Below are 25,330 nucleotides of genomic sequence, written 5' to 3' on the forward strand. Positions count from 1 at the left end.
GGAGCCGTTCAGGGCCAGCGGCGCACGACCTCACCGCCGCCCCGGTTGATCGCCTTCACCTTGCCGTCCTTGAACACCACGGGCCCCTTCTCCACCACGAAGCAGATGGGGTACTCGTCCTGGCCCGGGAGCTTCACGCGGTCATACCGGATGACGAGTGCTGGCCCATCCGCACGCCCCATCTTGTCGGAGAGGTAATAAACCTTGCCGTAGAAGCGCGTCCCAGTCGGGGCGATCTCCTTTTGCCTATTGCTGGCCAGTCCTTTCGGAACCACCCCCACGACCTCCGCGCCAGCGGTGAGCCACACGTCTTCCTGTTCCGGTTGGCGGTCGTCGTATCGGATGGTGAAGCGATCTCCGTATTTCCAGTGGAGCTGCTCCCGCATGGCCTCTTCCGCACCTGCCGGACAGGTGAAGGACTCGGGCCGGATCTGGGCACCGGGGCAACCCGCCATCAGCGCGGCGGCGAGCGACAGCGACGCGCACTCGACGGCGGCAACAGCCCTCTTTGTCATGCGAGGTGTGCGGCCTGAGGGCGGCGTTTCAGTCGGCGGGGTCTTCACGGTTGAACCTTCCTTCAGAGCAGCGGCGATTGAGGGCCCCGGGGCCGTCACGGGCGAGGGGCTGGGGGTGGACATAGCAGGAGGGCTTGTCTTGGGCGGTGCGGAACGGGCAGTGACGGGAGAGCGCTCACCCGTGGCGACGCGCGGCTCGACAGGGCTCCAGGAAACGCCCCCCGAGGCGCGCCAAAGGAGCGCGACAACGACAAGCGCGACAACGCCGGCGAGGACCGCACTCCACCGGCCCCGGCCTCGCGGGCGCTCAACCCGGGCGACGTGTCTCTTGAGGGACCGGGGGGCAGAGGGCAACGCCAGTGCCGCGGGGGCCGCCCCTCCGTGACGCTGTTCCGAGGGCGGATGCCCCGGCACGTCGTATTCAGCGCTGGGGTCGGCCCGGAGTTCCGCCAGCTCGCGGCGCAACGCCTCGGTGTCAACCGGGCGCCGTTTGGGATCCAGGGCCAGCATGCTCTCGATGAGATCACTCACCGCCTCTGGAACCCGCGCATTCGCCGAGCGGGGCGACGGCGGAGGAAAGGCCTCGTTGTTCAAGTCGAAGCGTGGACGGAACTCCGTCGGTCGCGGGTCCGTCAGCAACTCGTGGAGCATGACGCCGACCGCGAAGATTTCGTCGGCGACCTGGAAGGCGTAGCGGGCCCGCTGCTCGTCCCTGTGCTCGCGCAGGAAGTGGAACTGCTCGGGCGCGCGGTAGCGGTCCGTGCCCGGAGGCAAGCCCCCGTCCGTCAGGTCTTTGGCGAGCGTATAGGTCGCGCAACTGAAGTCGATGATGACGGGCTCGCCGTCGCTCTTGCGGATGAGCACGTTGGACAGCTTCAGGTCCCGATGCAGGATGCCCCGGCCGTGCATGTACGCCAGCGCACCCACGAGCTTCTCGAAGACTCCGAGGACTTCGCGCACGGTCGGATGCTTGCGTTCCGCCCACTCCGCGAGCGTCCAGCCCTCCACGTAGTCGAGCGCGAGGTAGAGGTTGCCACTCTCCGCGAAGCCATGCCCCTGCGGTCTCACGATGTTGGGGTGCTCCAGCATGAGCAGCACCGTCAACTCCCGCAGCGTCCGCGCATGGGTCTGCTTGAAGTCGCCGCTGGCCTCCCGGTGTTGTGCCACCTTGATGGCACGGTGCCGGCCGCTCTTCTCCCCCAGGAAGACGCGGGCAAAACCTCCGGCCCCCAGGGGTTTGGCCACCTGCCACCCGTCGATCAAGGAACCCGGAGGAGGGTCGAGCAACGTCGCGCTCATCGGGCGGCTCCTGCGACAGGCAGCGGGAAGCGCACGCCCGGAATCGTCAAACGACGCCCACCCTCCCCGCGCACTTCCAAGGTGAAGACGAGGTCCGCTTCCGTCTCTGGCACTTCCACGACCGCGAGCACGCGCCTGCCCTCTCCTGGAGGAATGGGGCCCGGATTCTCCGTCACGAGCCGCGCCCGCAGGGGCACGCCCACACGCCCCAGGAACGTCGCCTCCTGGGGTGACCATGCGGATTGGCTGGAGCGGTTCAGGATCCACATGTCCGTCAGAATCCAACCGGCACCCCGAAAGGCGTAGAGCGATTCCAAAGCAAGGCCCTGCACAAACTCCGATTTGACTTGGATGCTGGACGTTGTGACGCCGCCCTTGTCCACGTAGCCGAGCAGCACGAAGTCTTCCGGCTTCGGCGCGGGGGCCTGGGGCATGGGCTGGCAGGCCGTGTTGGGCGGCTCCGGGCGCTGCACGTCGATCCGCGAGTCCACTTCGGCGGGGTCGGTCACGAGCACGAAGGCAGCCCGTGTCCGCGCCTGGCCGTCGGCGAAGAAGACCCCGATTTCCTGTCGCTCGCCCTCGCGGAGGTCGGCCACGGGCTGAACGATGACGGAGCGCTCGCCGGCATCCAGGACGCGGAGCCGGGACTCATCAAAGGTCAGGGTCTTCTTCTGGATGGGCGAAGTGAAGAGGAACAACGTCGGCGTGTCCCCCGCCACATGGACGATGGGCAACGGATCGGCCGACGTGCTCGCGATGGTCACAGCGCGCTTGCGCTCAGCGCGTGTCCTCGTGGCCTGCTGGGCCTGCGCGGTGGCTCCCCAGGCGAGCATGAGCGTCAGGGGAAGAGCCAATCTCAAGGGTTGGAGCAAGGATGCGTGACCTCCCACATGGGGAGGCTACCATCGCCAACCTCCGCGCAGGGGGGCTCTCTACGCGCGACCGCCAGACCCAACGGGACACGGTGATGGATCCGGGTGCCAAGGGGAGCGCTTCACGGCAGCGGCGTTGCATGGGCCCGCTGTCTGGACTCGCTGCTGCCTGCACGCCATCACCCGCGAGGACTTGCTCCAGCTGTTCGCATGAGCCCTGCCCGAGCCAGCAGTTCGCGCACCCGCCGCGCCAGCGCGACATGCTCGGGGTTGGCCACGGTGAAGCGCTCGGGGGTGAGGATGATCAGCGTGCCCTTGTCCTCCACCGGCTCGATGCGCACGGGGGCGGGCAGGGGGGGCACGGTGCCTCGGTCACGGGCGAGGTACGTCACCCAGCCAAGCCACGGGTCGTCCTGGCCCTGCCTGCCGTCCATCCTCCGATATGTCTCGGACATGGCCACTGCCCAGTCGGGTTCCCAGGCCAGTGCCATGCTGCGCGTCACGTCCGTCAGCATCGAGGCGGTGATGAGGCGCTCCGCGCTCTCTCCTTTCGATGGGAGAGACAGGACGCAGACGTTGTCGTTTTGCTCATAGGCTCCGCAGTGCGTGCTGACGGACACCATTTCCCCGGGAGGGCCATCGTTGTATGCGCTAAGCACCATGCCCAGGCGCTCGATGGCGGGCCCGCCCGGCTCGCGGTTGACGCCACGCCGGAACGCTTCCGTCAGGGTGGGCAGGTCGGGAGGCATGAGGGGCGTCTTGCGTCCCTTGCCGCGCGGCTTGGGGATCTTGTTCCAGTTCGCCAGCAGGGGATCGCATGCGGCCAGCAGGTTGAATAAGGCCGCCGCACGCTGGGCACACTCCTCGGGAGACTCTCGTCGCGGACCCCAGTAGGCACCTGCGTAGTAGGTCTCAGGATAGGTCCTGGAATCAGCGAGGGAGGTCATGAGGTGTATCTCTCAAGGCTTCAACGGGTGCACCGGGGTAGGGATGATGATGATTTCCGTAGCGTTCTTGCCCTCTAGCAGCTTCCGAATGGAGTCTGCCGCATGCTTCTCGGCGACGTGCCATTCAATCCGGATCCCCATTCCGCGGACGGCATCGACCTGCCGCCGCGCTTGGGTCGCGAGTTCCTCGGCCTTGCCCGAAGAAATGAACCAATCCTTGGGGGAGAGGTCCTCATTGAAGAACGCCGAGTAGCCAGGCCCCTTGGCGTCCAGGAGCACGTCATCCCTGAACCCATCGAACTTGACGCCTCCGTCCTTCGTACTCGTGCCGCCGACCCAGTACGCCTCATCCGCTGTGTGTCCGGTGATCTGCTCCTGGTAGGCCCGGGCACGCGGAGACATTGACTCCCTGGCGGGCGCCCACTGCCCGGGCCCCTTGGATGGAGCGGCGCCACTGCCAGTCGTGTTCGCGCGCTGGAGGATGATGGCCGCCCCGGGCCCGCCGCTCAGGGCCGCCGCCGCGCGCCCCGCTGGAACCGAGATGCGCTCAAGTGCCAGCGCCCCCTCCGCCGACAGTGAGAGCACCGGCACCGAGACTTCCGCGCCGAACGTCATTCCCTTCAGCGTCCGCGAAGTGGCCGATGCCGCGCCCCCGGTGAGGAGCAGTCCCGTCGTCAGCCGCGACACTTCGCGGATCTGCTCGCCACGGGTCATGGACTGGAAGCGCTCCCAGTACATGGGCGTAGACGCGATGAGCGCCGCCACGCCCGTTGGCAGGTTGCGCAGGCCCGCGAAGCTGTCCACGGGACGAGTGAGTAACTGTCCCAGCGCGTGGTACAGCTCCACGAAGGCGTCCTCGGCTCCGTCCAGCGTGCGGCTGATGACGTCCGCGTCGTCGTACACCTCGGCCAGGGGCCGCCAGTCCGAAGCCTGGAGCTGTGCGTCCACGGCTCGGAAGGCACCGCCCTTGCCGCTGTAGAAGCGGCCCAGCTCGAAGCCATGCGCGCGGAAGGCGCCATCCCTCCACTCAACCGCCGCGACCTTCTGCTGGGTCCGCCCGGTGTGTGCCCAGGCCAGGTAACCGTCGGGGCGTAACACCGCGATCCGCTCCCGGGAAAAGCGCTCCGCCCGTCGCGACAACTCCTGACGTGTGACCGCGCGTCCCCCCATCACCTCGCGCAGGATGAAGCCCGCGGCCATCCGGGGCGGGAAGGTGCTCAACGTGATGGGCTTGCCCAGGAGCACTCCCATCAGTCGCGTTGCTTGCGTGGGCGTCAGCTCGCCTGCCAGGGGGCGTTCGTCTCGCGCCTCCAGCCCCGCGTTCGTCAGCAACTGCTCCCACGCGTCCGGCTGTGCGTCGTCATGACGGGGGACCTCCGCCATGGCCACCGCGCGAACGGGGCTTGCCCCCGTCGTCAGTTCGCGCTCGGCCTTGCGGCGGTACAACGGCTGAGCTGCCTTGGAAGGCGCAGTGCTCGACGCCGGAGCGGATGCGCGCGGCGCCTCATCGCTCGACGCGCGCGCGCCAGGGGATGCGGCGGCCGTGCGAGGTGTGTAGCTCAGCGAACCCCCATGCCTGGGAGGCGCCGAGGCGCAGCCGGTGACGAGGAGCGCCACGCACGCAAGCAGGACGTCAGCGCGCATCGTTCGCCCCCAGGCCCACTCGCGGTGACCCATTGCTCGCGCCTCCTGACGGCACACCGCTCTGGCGTGCGGAGCCCGGTCATAACCGCCAGGTCCGACAACCCGGCCAGGGAGGAGTCGAGGTGTTCCTCGACGCGGCTAGGTGGCGAACCGCACCGCCACCTTCGCGGCGTCCGGGTCGCTGAAGCGCAAGAGGTCCTCTCCCTCCTGCGCCAGGGCGTCCTTCGCTGCCTTCTTCAGCGGCTCGAATGGCTTGCACACCAGGGTCGCGATGCCCTTCTTGCGCTCGGTGCTCCACGAGCCGGCGACGTGCCCGTCCACCAGGAACACGTTGAGCACGCGCAGGTTCTTCGTGGACAGCTTCTCGCGGTGCTCCTCTGGCACGACGCGGGTGCGGTCCGCGTGGGAGAGGATGAGGTTGTCGAAGTCCGGCAGGAAGCGCACCGGCGCGGGCGTCTCTTCCGGCGGGCGCGGGGCCTTGGGCAGGTCGAAGAGGACGCGCTTCTTCTCGTCGCGGAACTCCACCAGCTTGCCGCGTACCTTCTCGAAGGCGTCCTTCAGCGGCTTGATGCCGGACCAGGACTGCATGTCCGCCACGGTGGCGGGACCGAAGGCCGCCAGGTAACGCAGCACCAGCGGCGATGCGTCGTCGTCCGTGGAGAGCTCCTCGCCCAGCCAGGACTCCGCCAGCGTGAAGCAGGAGTTGCCGGGCCAGCCCCACTCCAGCCCCGCCTCGGGCACCTGCACGAGCGGCAATCCAATCCGCGTGGCGAAGCCCATGGCCCTCTCGTCGCCGTCCACGTGGTGCTTCATCAGGTGCTCGCGCACCTCCTCGAAGGTGCGCGGCTGCTCCTGGAGGAAGGGCTTCGCCGTGGCCAGCAACGCGGGCAGGTCCAGCGCCGCGGCGCGCTCCTTCAGCACGGAGTTCATGGCCGCGTTGAGCAGGGGCTGGAAGAGGCCCCGGTAGCGCAGGTAGTCCTTCGCGGTCATCAGGTGCAGCGTGCCGCGCATCATCGTGCCGCGCGCCAGCTCCCGCTTCAGCGCCAGCTTCGTGAGCGCGTCACGCTGGAAGCCCTGCAAACGCGACCAGAGGGCCAGGTACGGCGGACGCGCGAGCTGGGCCTGGAGTCCCACCAGGTGCTCGATGGCTCGCGGCACGGTCATCTTCTCGCGCGTGAGCAGCAGTTGGCGCGCGAGCGTGGCGCGGTTGAGGGCCTGACGGGACAGCACGTCGGTGGGCATGCTCCCGAGCATAGTGCGGGTCTGCAGGTCCCCTTGGAAAACCTGGGGACGCCAGTCTGCCTGGACTCCTGGCCGCAGTGAATGGATGGAAAAATCCCTCCAAAAGAAACACGGGTGGGCGGGTTTTACTTGGGTCTCTTGATGATGTTAGAGATTCGCGCGTGAGTGAGAGACGGTTGGGAATCCGCCAATGAAAGGCATGTGAGAATGCGCGTCCATGGATGCTTGAAGGCGTTGCTGCTGTCCCTGGTGGCGGCTTGTGGAGACCCCGCGTCTCCCCCTTCCGAAGAGGCTGCTTCCCAGCCGCGTCAGGGAGAGCGGGTGACGGCGGATGTCGAGCTGCCAGGGCTCGGGGTGCAGCGAATCACCTATGAACGGCGGGATGGAAGGGCGCTCTTCGAGGGGGACATCATCATCCAGGAGCGCCCGGGGAACAGGCTGAGCGCCGAATCCATCGGACAGGCAAACAGCTATTCGCGCTGGCCGGACAGGACGATTCCGTACGTCATTGACTCGAACCTGCCGGATCCGAGCCGGGTGTTGAACGCGATTGCCCATTGGCAGGCGAATACGTCCATCCGCTTCAAGGCCCGGACCACTGAATACAGTTACGTAAGGTTCGTTCGCTGGCCGGATGGTTCGAATTGCGCATCCAGCGTGGGCATGGTGGGCGGAGAGCAGTCGGTGACCCTGGAGGACGCTTGTGGCGAAGGGGCTGTGATTCACGAAATCGGTCACGCGGTCGGGCTGTGGCATGAGCAAAGCCGGTCCGACCGTGACGATTATGTGACTGTGAATACCGGAAACATCCTTCCGGGCCAGGAGCACAACTTCGCCAAGCGGACCACCAATGTGCTGAATGTCGGCCCGTACGACTTCGGTTCGATCATGCACTACGGCGCCACTGCCTTCAGCTCCAATGGCCTCCCCACAATCGTTCGCAAGGACGGAAGCACGTGGGGAATGGGGCAGCGTGACGGCTTGTCCAGTGGGGACATCCAGGGGGTCGAGTATCTCTATGGCCGTCCCAGCGTCATCCAGAGCCTGCTGGACGAGACCCGCTGCCTCGAAGTGAAGGATGGCAACCCCGCTTCGCAGACCCCCGTCCAACTCTGGGGCTGCAACGGCACGCCCGCGCAGAACTGGTATCGGACAGGCCAGCAGGAGCTGCGAAGCGCCCTGGCCCCGAACCTCTGTCTGGACGTGGTTGGTGGCTATCCCACCAGCGGAACCCGGGTGCAGGTCTACGAGTGCAATGGCTCACTGGCCCAGAAGTGGACCATCGTCGGAGCGCAGCTGCGGAGCGCCCTGGGCTCGGACCTGTGCCTGGATGTCATCAATGGAGATCCCACGCCGGGCACGAAGCTCCAGATCTGGACCTGTAACTACACGAATGCCCAGTACTGGCATCCGCTGCGCTGGTAGCGCCCGAGGCGTCACGCGGAAGCGGCGGGACTGGGGGCCGGCCGGGTCCCCAGCCTTCCTCTTAGCGCATGAGCGCGGGAATCACCTTCTCACCGAAGGCCTCGATGAAGCCGTCCTGCTCGCGGTTGACGTTGTGCAGGTACAGCCGGTCGAAGCCCAGGCGCAGGTCTTCCCCCAGCCAGTCCACGTGCTGCTGGAGGCTGCTGGAGACGCGCAGCGGGCCGTCCAGGTCGTGCGGCTGCACCACGTCCGCGGCCTCCTGGAACTGCGCGGGCGTGCGCAGGTCCGTGAGCACGCTGTTGGCGAAGATGTTCGACGCCCACTGGTTGTACGCGCCTTCACGCGCGAGCTCGTCGTCCTTCGCGTAGGACAGCTGCACCTTGAGGAACATTGGCTTGCCCTCGCCGCCGCCTTCGCGGAACGCCTCCACCACCTTGCGCAGCTCCTCCGGGGGCCGCGCGGTGGTGATGAGGCCGTCCGCCCAGTTCCCCACCCACTTCGCCGTCTTCGGCGTGACCGCCGCGCCGATGAGCAGCGGCATGTCCCTGGGGCGCGTGTAGAGCTTCGCCTCCTCCACCGTGACGAGCCCCCGGTGTGTCACCGTCTCGCCCCGGAAGAGGGCGCGCAGGATGTCCACGCACTCCTTCAGGCGCGCGTTGCGCAGGTCCTTCGCGGGCCAGCCCGTTCCGGTGATGGCCTCGTTGAGGTACTGGCCGCTGCCGAGCGCCATCCAGGCCCGGCCGGGATACATCTCGTTCAGGGTGCCCAACGCCTGCGCGACGATGGCCGGGTGGTAGCGCTGGCCCGGCGCCGTGACGGAGCCGAAGGACAACCCGGTGGTCGCGAGCGCCGCGCCCATGAACGCCCAGGCGAAGCCGCTCTGCCCCTGCGCCTCCGTCCACGGGTGGAAGTGGTCGGAGTTGAGCGCGGCCTGGAAGCCCGCGCCCTCCGCCTTCTGGCAGAGGCGCAGAAGCTCGCTGGGCGGGAACTGTTCGTGCGACGCGTGAAAGCCGATGAGGGGCATGCGGGCGCCACCCTGGAGCGGGAGCGCTCCCTCGGCGAGGCCTGTCTTCGCGCGAGTGTTGGCTGAACGAAGTCCGATGGCCCCCAGGTGTGGGGTTCCGCACGGCGCTCCCATCCGGACGGCCACGTCCGCGAGGGGAGGGCTAAACGGAACGGATGATTGAAGACCTCTGGTACAAGAACGCGGTCGTCTACTGCCTCGACGTCGAGACGTTCATGGACGGCAACGGCGACGGCGTGGGGGACTTCACCGGCCTGCGCCGCAAGCTGGACTACCTGGCGGGCCTGGGCATCACCTGCCTGTGGCTCCTGCCCTTCCAGCCCACGCCCAACCGCGACAACGGCTACGACATCAGCGACTACTACGGCGTGGATCCGCGCCTGGGCGACCTGGGCGACTTCGTGGCCTTCACCCACGAGGCGAAGCTGCACGGCATCCGCGTCATCATCGACCTGGTGGTGAACCACACGTCGGATCAACACCCGTGGTTCCAGGCCGCGCGCAAGGACCCGGACAGCCGCTACCGCGACTACTACGTCTGGTCGAAGAAGAAGCCCAAGGACGCCAACAAGGGCATGGTCTTCCCGGGCGTGCAGCCCTCCACGTGGACGTACGACAAGGAGGCGCGCCTCTGGTACTTCCACCGCTTCTTCGACTTCCAGCCCGACCTCAACGTGGCGAACCCGGAGGTGCGCGAGCAGATCCTCAAGGTGATGGGGTTCTGGCTGGAGTTGGGCGTGTCCGGCTTCCGCGTGGACGCGGTGCCCTTCCTCGTGGAGCTGAAGGGCGTGAAGAACCCGGACGTGAAGAACCCCTACAAGCTGCTGGAGGAGATGCGCGAGTTCCTCTCCTGGCGCAAGGGGGACGCCATCCTGCTCGCGGAAGCCAACGTCACCATGAACGAGGTGGTGGAGTTCTTCGGCGACAACGACCGCATGCAGATGGTGTTCAACTTCCTGGCGAACCAGAACTTCTACCTCGCCCTCACGCGAGGGGACGTGACGCCGCTGGTGCAGGCCCTGAAGTCCTCTCCCAAGCTGCCGCACACGGCGCAGTGGGCGAACTTCCTGCGCAACCACGACGAGCTGGACCTGGGGCGCCTGCCGGACAAGGACCGGCTGGAGGTGTTCCAGGCGCTGGGGCCGGACAAGGGCATGCAGCTGTATGACCGGGGCCTGCGCCGCCGGCTCGCGTCCATGCTGGACGGGGATCGCCGCCGCATCGAGGTGGCGTACAGCCTGATGTTCTCCCTGCCCGGGACGCCGGTGCTCTGGTACGGCGACGAGCTGGGCATGGGGGAGAACCTGGCCCTCGTGGAGCGGCAGGCGGTGCGCACGCCCATGCAGTGGAGCCCGGAGCCGCACGGCGGCTTCACGCTGGCGGATGCGCCGGTGAAGCCCCTGGTGTCGGAGGGGCCGTTCGGCTTCCGCCAGGTGAACGTGGCGCAGCAGCGCCGCGACCCGGGCTCGCAGCTCAACTGGACCGAGCGCATCATCCGCGCGCGCAAGGAGTGCCCGGAGCTGGGGTGGGGCGCGTGGAAGGTGCTGCGCACCGGCAACAAGGGCGTGCTGGCCATCCGGTACGAATGGAAGGGCAACGCCCTGGTGGTGCTGCACAACCTGGCCGCCCGGCCCTGCACGGTGAAGCTGGATCCGGGCGGCGAGGAGCCGTGCACGCTCTTCAACGTGCTCAGCGAGGACCACTCCGAGCCCGTGGACGGCCAGCGCCACGTGCTCACGCTGGAGGGCTACGGCTACCGGTGGTTCCGCGTGGGGTTGGAGAACCCCGCGCGCAAGCACCGGACGGAGCCGCTGCCCTAGCGGAGGCTCACAGCATGCTGGCGATGTCCTTCACCGGCTGCGGGGCGGCCTCGGTGTTGGCCAGCGCGCCCGTATAGGCTCCGAAGAGCATCCCGGCCGGGTTGGCGCGGCCCTTGGTGATGGAGCCGATGACGCCCTCCGCGGCGCCCTTCAGGGTGTTGACGTAGCCCTTCGCGGCGCCCTCGAGGACGCCCTTGAAGCCGCCCTCCGAGTTGCCGACGCCCGTCAGGACGTTGCTGACTCCCGGAATGAACCAGAGGGCCTTGCCCGCCTCGCCCGCGGCCCACTGGAAGTTGTCCTTGTTGCTGCCGTCCGCCTTGACGTGGGTGTCCTTGGTGGTCGGCAGCTGGTGCTCGCCCAGGAAGGAGTAGCCCTTCTCGGCGAAGTCCTTGAGCATGCCGGCCTCCGTGCCGTGGCGCGCGTCGCCGTCCTTGGTGATGCCCTCGATGTTGCCGTCACCCATGCCGCCCTTGACCTTGCTGTCCCGGTCTCCGCCCGTGGAGGCCTTGGCGCTGTCGATGAACTCCAGCACCTTGGTCAGCCGGTAGACGCCGTCGGCGTTCTGCTTCGGGTCCTTCAGGTCGAGCTTGGGGTCCACGCCGGTCTGCTTGCACAGCTGCTCGAACTTGATGTCCTTCTGGCGGCCCAGGTTCTTCAGCACGGGCGAGTCGTCGACGATCTGCGCCGCCGTGCGGTTGTCGCCGGCCGGGCGCTTGTCATTGGCGCTCGGGACGCCGTTGTTGGTGGGCTGCGGCGCCGGAGGCTCGGCCTGGACCGGGACCTGCGCCCGCGCCGGACCCAGGTCCCGCAGCTCCGGGGGGAGCCCGCGGTACGCGAGAGGGGCCGGCGCCAGATTCTGGAGCTCCGGGGGAAGTCCCCGGGGAGCGAAGGCGTCCGGAGCCGGCGCCAGGTCCATGAGCTCCGGAGGGAGTCCCCGAGGGGCGAAGGCGTCCGGAGCCGGCGCCAGGTCCATGAGCTCCGGAGGGAGTCCCCGAGGGGCGAAGGCGGCCGGGGCGCTGAGCATGTCCGACGCACCCTCCAGGGCGGGCATCCCGCGCGGCTGGTGACGGCTGATGATCTCCGGCTGGAACGAGTCCGCCTGGCTGAAGCCCCGCGCGGGCATGCTCCGGGAGGCGTCCGCGACGGGCCCTGCGGAGAGCTGCGCCTTCGGGCTGACGAGCGCGGACTCCGTGGTGGTGGGGCGCAGCAGGGAGGAGGAGCGGGCCGTGGCCTTGAGGTCGATCATGGTTATCACCTGGGGTCTGGGTTGCGACGTTGCCTGACCTCATTGCAGCGCCCGTGCCGACCGGGTGGCCCGCGTAACCCCTGGACTTCACAGGGAGGGGTTGCTCGCGACAGGCATCCTGCTGGTGACCGCAGTCACCAGCAGGATGGCGCGAGTCATCAGTTCAGCTCGACCTTCTGGAAGAGCAGCTCCGGCGGGGCGATGCCGTCGGAGAAGTCCAGGATGGAGGTGTAGTAGCCGGGGTCGTTCCAGGCGCCGATGAGCACCTGGTCGTGGCCCAGGCCACGGAAGTCACCCACCAGCATCCGGTTGGCCATCGAAGGCGCGTAGAAGCTCACGCCCTGCGCCTCGCTGTAGCGCACCTCGGCGGGGGCGACGCCGTCGAAGAAGTCCGCGATGAGCATGGCCGTGCCGGTGGTGCCGTTGTTCACCAGGATGAGCTGGTCGTAGCCCAGGCCCCGGAAGTCGCCGGCCGCCTGGTTGTCGTCCGCGTCCATCAGCCCGTCGAGCACGGTGAAGGCACCGGACGCCTCCACGTAGCGCACCTGCGCCGGCGCCACGCCCGCGCTGAAGTCGAGGATCTTCACCCGCGCGCCCGTGCCGGAGCGGTTGAGGCAGAGCACCTGGTCGTAGCCCCGGTTCTGGAAGTCGCCCACGTAGAAGCGGTCGTCCGGCTCGGAGCAGTCCTCGAAGGAGTTCGGGGTGCCCCAGGCCTCGTGGTAGCCGGTCTCCGAGGGGGCCACGCCGTCGCTGAAGTCGGTGATCATCACGCGGCCGCCCGCGCCGGAGCGGTTGAAGAACAGCACCTGATCATGCCCCCGGTTGAGGAAGTCGCCCGCGAGCTGCAGGTCCTCCGGGTTGTGCCAGCCGTCGAGCAGCGCGCTCTGGCCCCAGGACTCGTGGTAGCGCACCTCCGAGGGGACGGCGCCGTCGCGGTAGTCGGTGATCATCACCCGGCCGCCGTAGCCGTCGGTGTTGATGAAGAGCATCTGGTCGTAGCCCAGGCCGCGGAAGTCACCCTGGAGCTTGATGTCACCGGGGTTGTGCCAGCCATTGAGCAGGGCCGACGCGCTCCAGGCCTCCTGGTAGTGGGTGTTGGGGAAGCCGTTGGCGTTGACGTAGCCGGAGACCAGCACGCGCGGGCCATAGCCCGACCCGTCGACGGCGATGAGCTGATCCGCGCTGCCCGTGCCCGCGAAGACGCCCGCCTTGTAGACGGAGGGCATGGCCAGCCGGAACGTCCTGGGGGCGTTGACGAGCAGCGGGCTGTGGCGGCCCTGCTGATCCAACGCGTAGATGCGCAGCGTGTGGTCCAGGCCGTCCACGTAGAGGTCCGGGATGCGGAAGGAGAAGCCGTTCGCGCCTGACGCCATGGGGTAGGCGTTCTTCACGTCGGAGCGGTAGAGGTTCGCCACCACGTTGGCCACGGACGCCGGGTTGCCGTCGATGGAGTAGTAGACCGTGATGGACGCCGACGGCGAGTCCAGGTCCAGCGCCCAGCCCGTCACCGTGCCGTCGTAGGCGATGTTCTCCAGCGTGCCGAAGGCGCCCGGCAGGTTGAACGTGCGCGGCGAGCCCGCGAGCAGCGGGTTGTGAAGGCCCTGCACGTCGAGCCCGTAGACGTACATCGTGTGGTCCTGGCCGTCGCGGAAGTACGCCGGCACGGGGAAGTAGAACCCGTGGTCGCCCAGGATGCCGTCGTACGCGGTGTTGACGTCCGGGCGCGCGACGTTCGCGAGCGCGGAGCCGCCGAACGCTCCAGCGCCCGCCGGCCCGTCGATGTAGTAGTGCACGTCCACGGAGACGGACGGCGACGCGGTGTCGAAGGTCCAGCCCTTCACGTAGCCGGTGGAGGTGATCTCCTCGAAGTTGCCCTTCATCTCGCCCGGGTACATGGACGCGGCGGAGGCGACGTCGCCCGCGCTCAGGCCGCTGCGCTGGCCAATGGACTGTCCGCCCTTGGTCTGGAGGGTCACCCTTCGCACGCCGGTGACGGGGTCGGGGATGCCGAAGTCCCTGGCGCCGTAGTGCATGATGGACCCGTAGTCGTAGGCCCCCACGTCGTCGCCGTTGCTGATGTGCTGCTCGAAGTTGTGCTCCTTGCCGGACTCGATGTTGGCCCAGAGGATGTCCACGAAGCTGTCGCGGTCCTCGCGGCTCTGCTCGTGCCAGAAGCCGATGGCGTGGCCCAGTTCGTGGATGACGGCGCCCAGGCCGCACCCGCCCTCCAGCGTGATGTATTGCCGGCCGCCCTGGCGGCCCACGGCGGACGAGCAGCCCTGGCCCTTCACGAAGTAGATGTGGTCGGTGGAGGTGGGCGTGGTGGCGGAGACGGGCACGAAGCGCAGGCCCGTCTTGCGCTGCCAGTGCCGGACGGCGTCGTTGATGACGTAGTTGTCATCCAGCGACCCGTAGACGTGGACGTACGGGACGACGCCGTTGGGCCAGCGCTTGCTGCTGCCGGTGACCTGGATGCTCTCCGCGGAGACCCGGTTGGCGGCCTGGGCCTTCACCTTGGGCGACTCGCGCTCCACGTCCTCCACGGTGCCCAGGACGATGTCGCCCTCGAAGAGGGCCAGACCGTTGATGGCCTCGTACTTCACCTCGCGCGCCTCGGCCTTGGGCCCGATGCGGACCCACGCGGAGCGCACGCCGGAGATGGCGGGCGACTGCGGTGCTGGCGCGGGCGGGGTGGTGGGTTCGGTGGCGTCCTCGGGACGGCAGGCGGTGCCAAGGCAGGCCACGGCCGTGAGCGCCCGGATGAACCGGGCGTGATGGGTGATGCGCATGGGTGATTCCCCCTCGTTGGGAGTCGCGATGACTCGCGGTGCGATACGGAGGGACTCGCGGAAGCTGGCTGTGGGGTGGTGACGTTTCCCGCGCTATGAGGGGTCACCGTCATGAGCCCCGCTCCTCCTTCTTCACGTGTCGCGCTGCGCCGTGCACTCGCGTTCGCCGTGCTGTTCGCCTGCTACGAAGCGCCGGAAGGGATTGGCGGGCGCCTGCTGGGGAGCTTCGCGGTGACGGCGGCGCTGATGCTGCTGTTCCACGCGGTGGCCTGGGGTGTGGGGCGGTGGCTGGGCTACCGCAATGGCTTCCATGCGTATGCGTTGGAGTGGCGTGGCTCCGCGCTCGCGCGGGCGCTGGCGGTGATGCTGGTGCTCAAGCCGCTGTCCGTGCTGGTGGGCGTGTGGCTGGGCCTGATGCGCGTGCAGCCGCTGGAGACGCCGCTGATGGGCACGGCGCTGCTGGTGGCGGCGCTGGGCGTCATGGTGTCCACGTTCGTGCCGGCATTGGCGGAGGACATCGTCGCGCGAGGCTTCTGGTTCCGCGCGTGGCCGGTGGCGGGGCAGGGCGCGGGCTACGTGGTCCTGTCCGCGGGCGTGTTCGTGCTCACGCACGTGTACCGGCTGGGCAACGGTCCGCTGGAGTGGCTGATGTTGTTCTGCACCGGGCTCGCGTACGCGGCGGCGGTGGCCCGCACGGGCTCGCTCTGGGGCGCCGTGGGGCTGCACTGGGGATGGAACCTGGCGAACGGGCTGCTGGACCTGCAACTGGACGTCAACGCGGTGGGGCAGGGCGGCCGCATCCTGTCCACCGTGACGGGGCTGGTGGCGCTGGGGCTGGTGGTGCTGCTGCCGAAGCGACGTGACGCCACGGTGTAGGTGGCGGGCTCTGGAGCTTCGGGTTACAGACTCGAGGGAGGAGGCTCGCGATGCCCGCTCCCCTGACGCGGCGCCCGGAGACGAAGTCGTTCAGCATCGAGGACCTGCTCGACCGCGTGAGGCGCGGCGAGGTGCGCATCCCCGACTTCCAGCGCCCCCTGCGTTGGACCGCGGAGGACGTGCGCGACCTGCTGGACAGCGTGTACCGGGGCTATCCCATTGGCACCTTGTTGTTCTGGCGCCGGGAGGCCCCCGCCGCCAACGTCAGCTTCGGCCCCGTGCGCATCGACGCGCCCTCCACCAGTCAGGGCCTGTGGGCCGTGGACGGACAGCAGCGCGTGACGGCGCTCGCGGGCGTGCTGCTGCATCCGTCCTATGGCGACGAGGCCGGACGCGACGACTTCCACCTCTACTTCGACCTGGAGACGGAGGAGCTGCACGCGCCTCCGGACGCCGGCCCGACGCCACCGCATTGGCTGCCGATGAACGAGGTGCTGGACAGCGAGTCGCTGCTCCACTGGCTCAACCGCTACCCGGGCCGCGAGGCGCACCCGGAGCACCTGCGCGCCGCCATCCGCCTGGGCAAGGCCATCCGCGAGTACCAGGTGCCCGCGTACGTCGTGGACACGGCGGACGAGAAGGTCCTGCGGATCATCTTCAAGCGCCTCAACACCGCGGGCCGCCCGCTCACGGATGAAGAGGTGTTCAACGCGCTGTACGTCGGCTCGCGCTCGCTCAGCCTGGAGTCCGTGACGGAAGGGCTGCGGGAGCTGGGCTTCGGGAGCGTCCCGGAGTCGCTGCTGCTGCGCGCCGTGCTGGCCGTGCGCGGCCTGGACTTCACGCGCGGCTACCAGGAGCAGCTCAACCAGGACGACGAACTCACGGAGAGCGTCCGCCGCACGGACCGGGCCCTTCGCGACGCCATCGTGTTCCTCAAGCGCGATGCGTTCATCCCGCACCTCAAGCTCCTGCCCGCGCCGGAGAACTCGCTGGTCCTGCTGACGCGCTTCTTCCAACTCCATCCGGAGCCGACACCGCGCTCCCGGGAGCTCTTGTCGCGCTGGATCTGGCGCCACATCGTCTTCGGCGGCTGGGAGCTGAAGCCCCCGGAGGCCCTCCAGGTCTTCTCGGCCATCCGCTCCGACGAGGAGCGGTCCCTCCAGACGTTGCTGGGCCAGATTCCGCCGCCGCTCATCCGCTGGTGGATGGAGACGGGAATGCCCATCATTCCCAGCACCCCCGTGGGACCTCCGCTGGTCCTGCGCATCGCGATGCTGTCCCTCCAGCCACGCGACCTGCGGACGGGGGCCGTGTTGGAGCCCGGAGAGCTGCTGGAGCTGCCGGGCGAAGGACTCCAGCCCATCCTCCCTCCGGGGGACATGCGGTGGATGACGCCCGGAATCGTGGACCGCCGGATGGTCCGGCGCGTGATGGACGGGACCTTCGGCTTCCTCTTCCACCCGCCCGTTCCGGGACGCCCGCCCGTCCAGATGCTCGAAGCCTGGCCGCCCCTGGCGGAGGACATCCTCCAGAGCCACGGGCTCACCCAGCAGGCCATCGGCGCCCTGAGGCGCAATGACGGGCTGGAGTTCCTCCAGCTGCGCCAGGCGGTGCTGGAGCCCATCCTGCGCCAGTTCATGGAGGCCCGCACGCGCTGGGACGACTCGGACCGGCCTTCGCTCCAGTCGATGATCATCGACGACGATGAGGACTGACATGGACCCCACGCTCCCCGTGTCCACCACGGGCATCCTCGACGTCCTCATTGGCGACGTGCACGTCGGCACGCTCACGCTGCTCGCGGACGAGCGCATCGAGTTCAGCCTCTCCGAGGACTACCGCCAGCGCTACCCGCGCCCCGTCCTGGGCCAGTTCTTCGAGGACGACCTGTCGCGCCGCCACACCAGCCGCATGCGGCTGCCGCCGTTCTTTTCCAACCTGTTGCCCGAAGGCCCGCTGCGCGACCTCATCTCCGAACGCCAGCACATCGCCCGGCAGCGCGAGTTCTTCTTCATCGCCCACCTGGGCGCGGACCTCTCCGGCGCCGTCATCGTCCGCCCCGCGGGCGAACTCGCCGGCCACGACGCGCCGCTCGCGGACGTCCCCGCGGAGCCCGTGTCGGACGGAGAGCCGCTGCGCTTCTCGCTCGCGGGCGTGCAGCTCAAGTTCTCCATGCTCCGGCGCGACCGGGGCATGACGCTGCCCATGGGCGGCCTGGGCGGTGACTGGATCGTCAAGCTCCCGGACAACCGCTACGACCGCGTGCCGGAGAACGAGCTGTCCGTGATGACCTGGGCCCGCGCCACCGGCATCGACGTGCCGGAGCTCCAACTGCTCCCGGTCTCCGACCTGCACGGCCTCCCGGAGGGCATCACCCTGCGCGAGGACCTGGCGTACGCCATCCGCCGCTTCGACCGGCCGTCCCCCGGCCGCCGCGTGCACATGGAGGACCTGGCGCAGGTGCTGGGGCTGTACTCCGACGAGAAGTACAAGAAGTACAACTACGAGACCATCGCCAACGTGCTGCTCAAGGTCGCGGGCCTGGAGGCGCTCCAGGAGTTCCTGCGGCGGCTGGTGTTCATCATCGCGTGCGGCAACGGCGACGCGCACCACAAGAACTGGTCGCTCTACTACCCGGACGGCACGCGCCCCACGCTGTCGCCCGCGTACGACTTCGTCTCCACCATCCAGTACATGCCGCAGGATCAGCTCGCGCTGAACCTGGCGAAGTCCAAGCGCTTCGAGGACGTGTCGCTCCAGAGCTTCGAGCGCCTGGCGCGCAAGCTGGGCCTCTCCGACGAGGACGTCCTCCCGGTGGTGAAGGGCGCCGTCGAGGTCGCGCTCGACGCGTGGACCACGCTGCGCGCGGACCTGCCCATGCCGGAGCTCTTCAAGCAGCGCATCGAGGAGCACTGGAAGCGCGTCCCGCTGCTCCAGGGCAACGTGAAGCGCAGCGCGGGCGAGCTGCGCCAGACGGTCAACGCCTTCTTCACCCTCTACAACGAGCTGCCCCGCCTGGGCCCCGGCAGCGACGCCTGCACCCTGGAAGCCCTGCGGCGTCTGTCCCCGCTGCCGCCCTCGCCGCGCGTGCTGGACCTGGGCTCGGGCACCGGACGGCAGTCGCTGGTGCTCGCGCGCGAGCTGAACACGCGCGTCACCGCCGTGGACCTGCACCGGCCCTATCTGGACCGGCTGGAGCGCGAGGCCCGTGAGCAGGGGCTGTCGGACGCCATCGTCACGCGCCAGGAGGACATGCGCGCGCTGTCGCTGCCGCCGGCTTCCGTCGACCTCATCTGGTCCGAGGGCGCCATCTACCTGGTGGGCTTCGAGCAGGGCCTGCGCCAGTGGCGGCCGTTGCTCGCGCCGGGGGGCGTGGTGGCCGTCACCGAGTGCACCTGGCTCACGGACGTCCGGCCTCCGGAGGCGGTGCGCTTCTGGTCCTCCGGGTACCCGGCCATGGGCAACATCGCCCAGAACCGCGCCAGCGCGGAGGCGGCGGGCTTCACGGTGCTGGACACCTTCACGCTGCCCGCGTCCGCGTGGTGGGACGACTACTACACGCCGCTCCTCCAGCGCATCGAACGGCTGCGCCCCACCGCGGACGCGGCGCTGCGCGAGGTCATCGCGGCGGCGGAGCAGGAGGTGAACCTGTACCGCCGCCACGGGGACAGCTACGGCTACGTCTTCTACCTGCTGCGTCCGCGCGAGGCCTGACGCCTGGGGCCTGGGTGGCGCGGAAGGGGACGAACGGAGAGGATGGGCCGCGCATGCCGGCCCCCGCCCCCCGAGCCGTCCCCGCCGAGGACACCCCCACCGACGCCTCGCTGACGCTGCTGAGCATCCCCGGCACGACGCAGGCGGAGGTGGACACCTACTGGCTGAAGCACGTGTATCAGGGCGACCGGCTGCCGCAGCTCACCCTGCGCGCGGTGCTGCTGGGCGCGGGGCTGGGCGTGCTCACGTGCGCCACCAACCTCTACGCGGGCCTGAAGACGGGCGTGGCGTTCGGCGTGGCCGTCACCGCCGCGCTGCTCGCGTCCGCGACGCATGGGGCGCTCCGGCGCTTGAGCCCCCGCGTCGCCGGGAACCCGCTGTCCCTGCTGGAGCTGGGCTGCGCGCAGACGGTGGCGTCGTCGGCGGGGTACGCGACGGGCGGCGCGCTCGTGTCGGTGCAGGGGGCGTGGTTGTTGACGACGGGGCACCACCTGCCCGGGGTGACGCTGCTCGCGTGGACGTTCCTGTTGTCCGCGCTGGGCGTCCTGTTCGCGGTGCCGCTCAAGCGGCAGCTGGTGGACCGGGAGCAGCTCCCGTTCGCGTCCGGGACGGCCGCGGCGGCGACGGCTCGCGCGCTGCATTCGGGAGGCGAGGCGGCGGGACCCCGGCTGCGCATGCTGGGCGTGGGGGGGCTCGTCGCGGGCGTGTTGACGCTCGCGCGGGATGGGTTCGGGCGCGTGCCGTATGCGTATGCGTTTCCCGGGACGCTGGGGGGCGTGACGCTGGAGCGGTTGGGGTTCGCGCTGGAGACGGGGTTGATGCCGGTGGGCGGGGGCGCGCTGCTGGGCGTGCGCGTCACCGCGTCCATGTGGCTGGGGGCGCTCGTGGTCCATGGCGTCGTCGCGCCCCGGTTGATGGCGGCGGGCGTGGTGGCTCCGGACGGGGACTTCCTCGCGTGGGCGCTGTGGCCGGGTGCGGCGGCGCTCACCACCGCGTCGCTGTTGCAGTTCGCGCTCCAGGCCCGCGTGTGGGGCCGGGCGCTGCGGGGGCTGCGCGGACCGGGTCAGGCGCCGCATCCCATTGAAGCGCTCCAGGTTCCCGGGCGGTGGTGGGTGGCGGGGATGCTGGTGCTGACGCCCGCGACGGTGGCGCTGGCGCGGGTGGGCTTCGACGTGCCGGTGCCGCACGCGCTGCTCGCGGTGGCGCTGTCGTTCGTGCTGTGTCTCATCTCCTGTCGTGTCACGGGTGAGACGGACGTGAGCCCCGTGGGGGCGCTGGGGCAGGTGACGCAGCTCACGTATGGCGTGCTGCTGCCCGGGGACGTGCGCGCGAACCTGGCGACGGCGGGCATCACGGTCAACGCGGCGTCCTCGTCCGCGGACCTGCTCACGGACCTGAAGGCGGGGCACCTCCTGGGTGCGAATCCACGCCGCGTGTTCCTGGCGCAGCTGGTGGGGTGTGTCGTGGGGGCGCTGGTGGTGGTGCCGCTGTTCTACCTGCTGGTGCCGGAGCCCTCCGTGCTCGGGTCGGAGCGCTTCCCGGCGCCGGCCGCGACGGTGACGGCGGGCGTGGCGAGGGTGCTGGCGTCGGGGCTGGATGCCGTCTCGGCGGACCTGCGGCTCGCCATGGCCTGGGCGGCGGGCGCGGCGGCCGTCCTCACGCTGGGGGAGCAGGCGCTGCCGGAGCGCTTCCGCCGCTGGATGCCCTCGGCGGTCGGGGTGGGGCTGGCGTGCCTGCTGCCTGCCTCCACCTGTCTGGGATTCTTCCTGGGCGGGCTGGGGTGGGAGCTGGCCCGGCGGTGGCGGCCCGCGTCGGACGGGCCGGGCGTGACGCTGGCGGCCGGGCTCATCGCGGGGGAGGGGCTGGTGGGCGTGGGCATCGTCCTGGCGCGGGCGCTCTGGTAGCCTTCGGGCATCCGCATGCGCTGTCCGGTCTGCCACCGCCGCCTCGCGCCCGGCGCGGCGTGTCCCGTGAATGGCGTCGCCTCCGGGTCCGGTCTCCCCCTGGAGCCGCTGGCGATTCCCGACGTCCCCGGCCTGTCCGGTGCCGCCCTGTTGGGGGTGGGGGGCTTCGCGCACGTCTTCACCGCGGTGCGCGAGTCGGACGGCCGCGAGGTGGCGCTCAAGGTGGGGCTGGGGCCGCACCATGCGCGCTTCGCCCACGAGGCGGAGGCGCTCCGGCGCGTCGGGCCGCCCACGGTGCCGGAGGTGCTGGGAGAGGGGCGGGTAGGCAGCAGGCCCTTCCTGGTGCAGGAGCTGTTGCGAGGGCAGACGCTCGCGGCGTGGATGGCGGCGCTGCCGGGGACGGGCGCGGCGTCCGTGGCGCGGGTGCGGGAGCTGCTGACGGGGCTGTGTCCGGCGGTGGCGCGCGTGCACGCGGTGGGGGTCGCGCACCGGGACCTCAAGCCGGAGAACATCTTCCTGCGTGAAGGTGGCGCGCTGAGCCTGCTGGACTTCGGGCTCGCGCGGTGGACGGACGCGGGGCCGGCGGAGGAGGCGGGGAACCGCGCGGGCACGACGGTCTACATGGCGCCGGAGCAGTGCCTGGACGCGCGCGAGGCGGGCCCGGCGGCGGACATCTACGCGTTGGGCGTCCTGCTCTTCGAACTGCTCACGGGCACGCCGCCGTTCAACGGCACTCCGGACGAGGTGCGCGAAGGCCACGTGAGCCAGCGTCCGCCGCGCGTGTCGGAGCGGGCCTCTGTCCCGGTGGCGCTGGACGCGGTGGTTGCGCGGTGTCTGTCCAAGGAGCCGGCGGAGCGGTACGCGAGCGCGGAGGAGGTGCTGGCCGCGTTCGAGGCCGCGTGCGCGGAAGGGCCTTCGCTGGCCGGTGTGGTCGGAGCGAGGGATGCGCGGCCGGCGCAGGCGCTGGTGACGTTCGCGGGCGCGCGTCCGGTGGCGGTGCTGGGACTGCGCACGGCCGCGTCGGTGGAGGGGCTGGCGGCCACGCTGGAGCCATTCGGCGGAGTGCTGGCGCGGGTCGCGGCGGGGGGCTACCTGCTCGTCTTCTGCGAGTCGTTGTCCGCGGAGGCGAACGTGCGCGCGGGCGCGCTCGCGGCGCGGCGGTTGGTGGAGTCCGGAGAGGCTTCGGCGGTGCTGCACGTCGCGGTGCTGTACGTGCATCCGGGCACCACGTTGCCGCGCATCGCGGGCGCCGCGCTGGAGCGGCCGGAGACGTGGTGGGGAAGGGCACTCGCGCAGGGCGAAGTGCGGGTGACGCCAGAGGCGGTCGCGCGGCTGGAGCCCGGTTGGATCGAGCCCGTCAGCCGCGAGTCCACGCCCCCGCAAGCGGCTGTAAGGGACGAACGCGCCGCGATGGAGACGGCGAGGACACGTGAAGCCTCCGTGCCGCATGTGGCCACGGAGGGCGCACGCGCCTTGGACTCCGAGCGCGAGACCGAAGCGGTCTTCCGGCTGCGCCTCCACGAGGAGGACGGAGCACGCGCGGATGGCGAGCCTCCTCCGTTCGTGGGCCGCGACGCGCTGCTGGAGGCACTGGTCGCGGACGCTGCTCGAAGTCTGTCGTCCTCGGCTCCGGGCCTGAGCGTGCTCACCGGTGAGGTGGGGCATGGCAAGTCTCGGTTGCTGAAGGCGCTCGCGCTCCAGTTGGAGTCCGCGGGCCATGCCCGGGTCGTCCGTCTGCGCGCGCCTCCGCCGGATGCGTCGCTGTCCAACTCCCTCCTGGATGCCCTGCGCGCCGTCGTGGGCCGTCCTTCCGCGGAGCCCCGCATCCTGGGCGAGGCGCTCGTCGCGCAGGCCCGTGAAGCCCCGCTCGTGCTGTTGCTGGATGACGCGCACCTCGCGGATCCCCTGAGCCTGGATGTGCTCGAGCGCGCCACGCTCGCAGGGCCTCGGGCACCCCTGTGGATCTGCGTCGCCGGACGTCCTTCGCTGCTGGGCCTGCGTCCCCACCTGGGCGAGCGCAGCGCCCACGCCTCTCGTCACACGCTGCCGCCGCTGCCTCCGGAGGCCAGCCGCGCGGTGCTCGTCCACCTGCTGCGCCCGGCGGAGCACATCCCCGAGCCCGTGCTCGCGCGCCTGGAACTCCTGGCGCAGGGCGTGCCCCTGTCGCTCGTCGAGCTGGCTCGCGCGCTCCGTGCCGCCGGGGCGCTGCGTTCAGCACCGGGCGGCGGCTGGTACGTCGCGCCGGACGCGCTGCTGGACGTCTCCGTCACGCCGCTCTTTGAACGGCTGGCCCCACGCGCGCTCGCGGGCCTTCCGGAAGCCCACCGGGTGCTCGCACGGCTGTGCGCGGTGCTCGGCACGGAGGTGGATGTCGCGCGCGTGGACGCGGCCCTGCGCCACCTGACCACCGGTCCGGAGCTGTCGCGTGCCGCCGCGCTGGACGCGGGCGCGGGCCTGCAACGGCTGACCCGCGCGGGCCTCCTGCGTCCCACCGGCCCGGGCCGCTTCACCTTCCGCCACCCGCTCCTGCGCGAGGCCCTGGAGGCCCTGCTGCCTCCCGCGCCCCGCCGCGCGCTGCACGCCGCCGCGCTCAAGGCCAGCGTGGGCGAGGACGTGGCCGAACGCCGCCGCCGCGCGCACCACGCGGCCGTCTGCGGCGCCCACCTGGAGGCCTCGCGCGACTACCTGGCGCTGGCGGAAGAAGCCCGCTCCGGACACCTCTCCGTGGAAGCGGAGCAGCACTACACGCGCGCGCTCGCGCTCCTCCCGGAGTCCGACGACGCACGCAGGGCCCAGGCGCTCGCGGGCCGGGGCAAGGTCCGCCACCGCCTCCAGCGCTTCCGTGAGAGCCTCGCGGACCTGTCCGCCGCGCGCGCCCTGGCCCGCACCCGGGGCGACGCCTCGCTCGAAGTGGACCTGCTCCTGGAGGAAGCCACCGCGCGCGACTGGATGGAGGACTCGGACGGCTCCGCCGCCTGCACGCGCGAAGCGCTCGACGCCATCGAGCCCCTGGACGCGCCGCGCCTGTCCCTCCGCTGTGGCCTCGCCCGGGGCCGCCTGCACGTGCGGCAGGGCGAGTGGGCCGCCGCGGCCCGCGTGCTCACCTCCACCGCCGAAGGCTCCGAGCGCGCCCGGGACCACGAGACGCTGGTCGTCTCCCTGGCCCTGCTGGGCGCCGCGCTCACCTTCCTGGACCGCGCGCCGGAGGCCGCTGAACGCTTCGACGAAGCCCTGGAGCGCTGCGAGGCCGCGGGCGACGGACTGCACAAGGCCGCCGTGCTGAGCAACCGCGTCCTCTTGTGGCTCCGCCAGGGCGACGTGTCCCGCATGGAGGCGGACCTGCGCCGCGCCATGGCCCTGGGCCGCGAGCTGGGCCACGCGCAGATGGAGCGCTGGTCCACCTTCAACCTGGCGGAGGTCCTCTACATGCAGGGCCGCCTGGACGAAGCGCTCCCCCTCGCGCAGCGCGCGCATGAGCTGGGCGTGCGCTTCTTCCGCGAACACCCCGTGCCCGTGGACGCGCTGCTCATCGCCCGCATCCAGGCCGCCGCGGGAGACGAGGCGGCGGCGGCCCGCCAGCTCGCCTGGATTTCGGAGCGCTGTCCGCCGGAATCCCTGCCGCCCACCGCCATCATGCGGCGGCTCGTGGAGCTCCAGGTCCATCAGCAGAGCACCGGCGCCTTCCGCGCGACGGACTGGGCCGCGCTCCACACGGAAGCGGACGCGCTGGCCTCGCCGGATGAGAAGGCGGAGATCCTCCTGCAGGCCACCGGCATCGCGCGGCGCACGGGCGCCATGGACGAGGCCCGCGCATGGCTCGAACGCGCCGGGCCCGCCGTGGCCGAAGCCCCCCTGTGGGCTACGCGTTTCCACGCATTGCGTGCCGCGCTCGCACCCCCAGCGCTGTAACGGGAATCGTTACACGGCGCCGCTCCCGTAACCTTTCGCGCTACAGGGAGACAAGAAGGCCGCGCCTGGGGTTTCCTTCCCATCCCATTTCCAAATCCTGCCCA

The 25,330-nt window shown here is 70.2% G+C and carries 15 protein-coding genes; 7 read left to right on the top strand and 8 right to left on the bottom strand.

Translation table 11 applies throughout. The features are described 5' to 3' along the window. Nucleotides 1-8: 8 nt before the first annotated feature. The 5 genes from JYJ93_RS14130 to JYJ93_RS14150 form a co-directional block, all read right to left on the bottom strand. Nucleotides 9-1,814: a serine/threonine-protein kinase gene (locus tag JYJ93_RS14130; RefSeq protein WP_206791097.1), complete on the bottom strand. Its 1,806-nt coding sequence runs from the start codon at nt 1,812-1,814 to the stop codon at nt 9-11. Beyond that, complete coding sequence (locus JYJ93_RS14135; protein WP_206791099.1) at nt 1,811-2,686, bottom strand: DUF2381 family protein; 876 nt, start codon at nt 2,684-2,686, stop codon at nt 1,811-1,813. Before JYJ93_RS14135 ends, JYJ93_RS14130 begins: the two co-directional genes overlap by 4 nt. A 179-nt stretch (nt 2,687-2,865) precedes the next feature. Then, nucleotides 2,866-3,633 carry an immunity 52 family protein gene (locus JYJ93_RS40040; protein ID WP_242543801.1) on the bottom strand — a complete coding sequence of 256 codons (768 nt, stop codon included), beginning with the start codon at nt 3,631-3,633 and terminating at the stop codon, nt 2,866-2,868. Between the two features lie 12 nt (nt 3,634-3,645). Then, nucleotides 3,646-5,277, bottom strand: a complete 1,632-nt coding sequence (locus JYJ93_RS14145) for a Tox-REase-5 domain-containing protein (protein ID WP_206791107.1) — start codon at nt 5,275-5,277, stop codon at nt 3,646-3,648. A 138-nt stretch (nt 5,278-5,415) separates the two neighbouring features. Next, a complete protein-coding gene (locus tag JYJ93_RS14150; RefSeq protein ID WP_242543802.1) occupies nt 5,416-6,519 on the bottom strand; it encodes a winged helix DNA-binding domain-containing protein in 1,104 nt (367 codons plus the stop codon). Between the two features lie 225 nt (nt 6,520-6,744). On the opposite strand from JYJ93_RS14150, the gene JYJ93_RS40045 reads away from it, so the two are divergent. Further along, nucleotides 6,745-7,944 (top strand): M12 family metallopeptidase, encoded by a 1,200-nt coding sequence (locus tag JYJ93_RS40045; RefSeq protein WP_242543803.1) that lies wholly within the window; start codon nt 6,745-6,747, stop codon nt 7,942-7,944. Nucleotides 7,945-8,005: 61 nt separating this feature from the next. On the opposite strand, the gene JYJ93_RS14160 is transcribed toward JYJ93_RS40045, so the two are convergent. Continuing rightward, the gene (locus JYJ93_RS14160; protein WP_206791118.1) at nt 8,006-8,968 is read right to left on the bottom strand and encodes a TIGR03885 family FMN-dependent LLM class oxidoreductase; all 963 of its coding nucleotides are present in this window, start codon (nt 8,966-8,968) and stop codon (nt 8,006-8,008) included. Nucleotides 8,969-9,123: 155 nt separating this feature from the next. Between JYJ93_RS14160 and JYJ93_RS14165 the strand changes: the two genes are divergently transcribed. Further along, a complete protein-coding gene (locus JYJ93_RS14165) occupies nt 9,124-10,788 on the top strand; it encodes an alpha-amylase family protein (protein WP_206791126.1) in 1,665 nt (554 codons plus the stop codon). 7 nt (nt 10,789-10,795) lie between these two features. On the opposite strand, the gene JYJ93_RS14170 is transcribed toward JYJ93_RS14165, so the two are convergent. Both JYJ93_RS14170 and JYJ93_RS14175 read right to left on the bottom strand, forming a co-directional pair. Next, on the bottom strand, nt 10,796-12,034 hold the full coding sequence (locus JYJ93_RS14170; protein WP_206791128.1) for a hypothetical protein: 1,239 nt from the start codon (nt 12,032-12,034) through the stop codon (nt 10,796-10,798). 158 nt (nt 12,035-12,192) lie between these two features. After that, complete coding sequence (locus JYJ93_RS14175; protein WP_206791129.1) at nt 12,193-14,823, bottom strand: M12 family metallopeptidase; 2,631 nt, start codon at nt 14,821-14,823, stop codon at nt 12,193-12,195. Between the two features lie 111 nt (nt 14,824-14,934). Between JYJ93_RS14175 and JYJ93_RS14180 the strand changes: the two genes are divergently transcribed. The 5 genes from JYJ93_RS14180 to JYJ93_RS14200 are packed head-to-tail and all read left to right on the top strand — an operon-like array spanning nt 14,935 to nt 25,226. After that, entirely contained in the window at nt 14,935-15,699 is a 765-nt protein-coding gene (locus tag JYJ93_RS14180; protein ID WP_206791131.1) for a type II CAAX endopeptidase family protein, read from the top strand. 50 nt (nt 15,700-15,749) lie between these two features. Next, nucleotides 15,750-17,414: a DUF262 domain-containing protein gene (locus JYJ93_RS14185; RefSeq protein WP_206791133.1), complete on the top strand. Its 1,665-nt coding sequence runs from the start codon at nt 15,750-15,752 to the stop codon at nt 17,412-17,414. 1 nt (nt 17,415) lies between these two features. Further along, nucleotides 17,416-19,413: a HipA domain-containing protein gene (locus JYJ93_RS40050; protein ID WP_242543804.1), complete on the top strand. Its 1,998-nt coding sequence runs from the start codon at nt 17,416-17,418 to the stop codon at nt 19,411-19,413. Nucleotides 19,414-19,466: 53 nt separating this feature from the next. Further along, nucleotides 19,467-21,317, top strand: a complete 1,851-nt coding sequence (locus JYJ93_RS14195; protein WP_206791135.1) for an OPT family oligopeptide transporter — start codon at nt 19,467-19,469, stop codon at nt 21,315-21,317. A gap of 15 nt (nt 21,318-21,332) precedes the next feature. Then, entirely contained in the window at nt 21,333-25,226 is a 3,894-nt protein-coding gene (locus tag JYJ93_RS14200) for a serine/threonine-protein kinase (protein ID WP_206791142.1), read from the top strand. Nucleotides 25,227-25,330: the final 104 nt, after the last annotated feature.

Origin of the sequence: Corallococcus sp. NCSPR001, assembly GCF_017309135.1 — a bacterium.
Classification (GTDB): Bacteria; Myxococcota; Myxococcia; order Myxococcales; family Myxococcaceae; genus Corallococcus.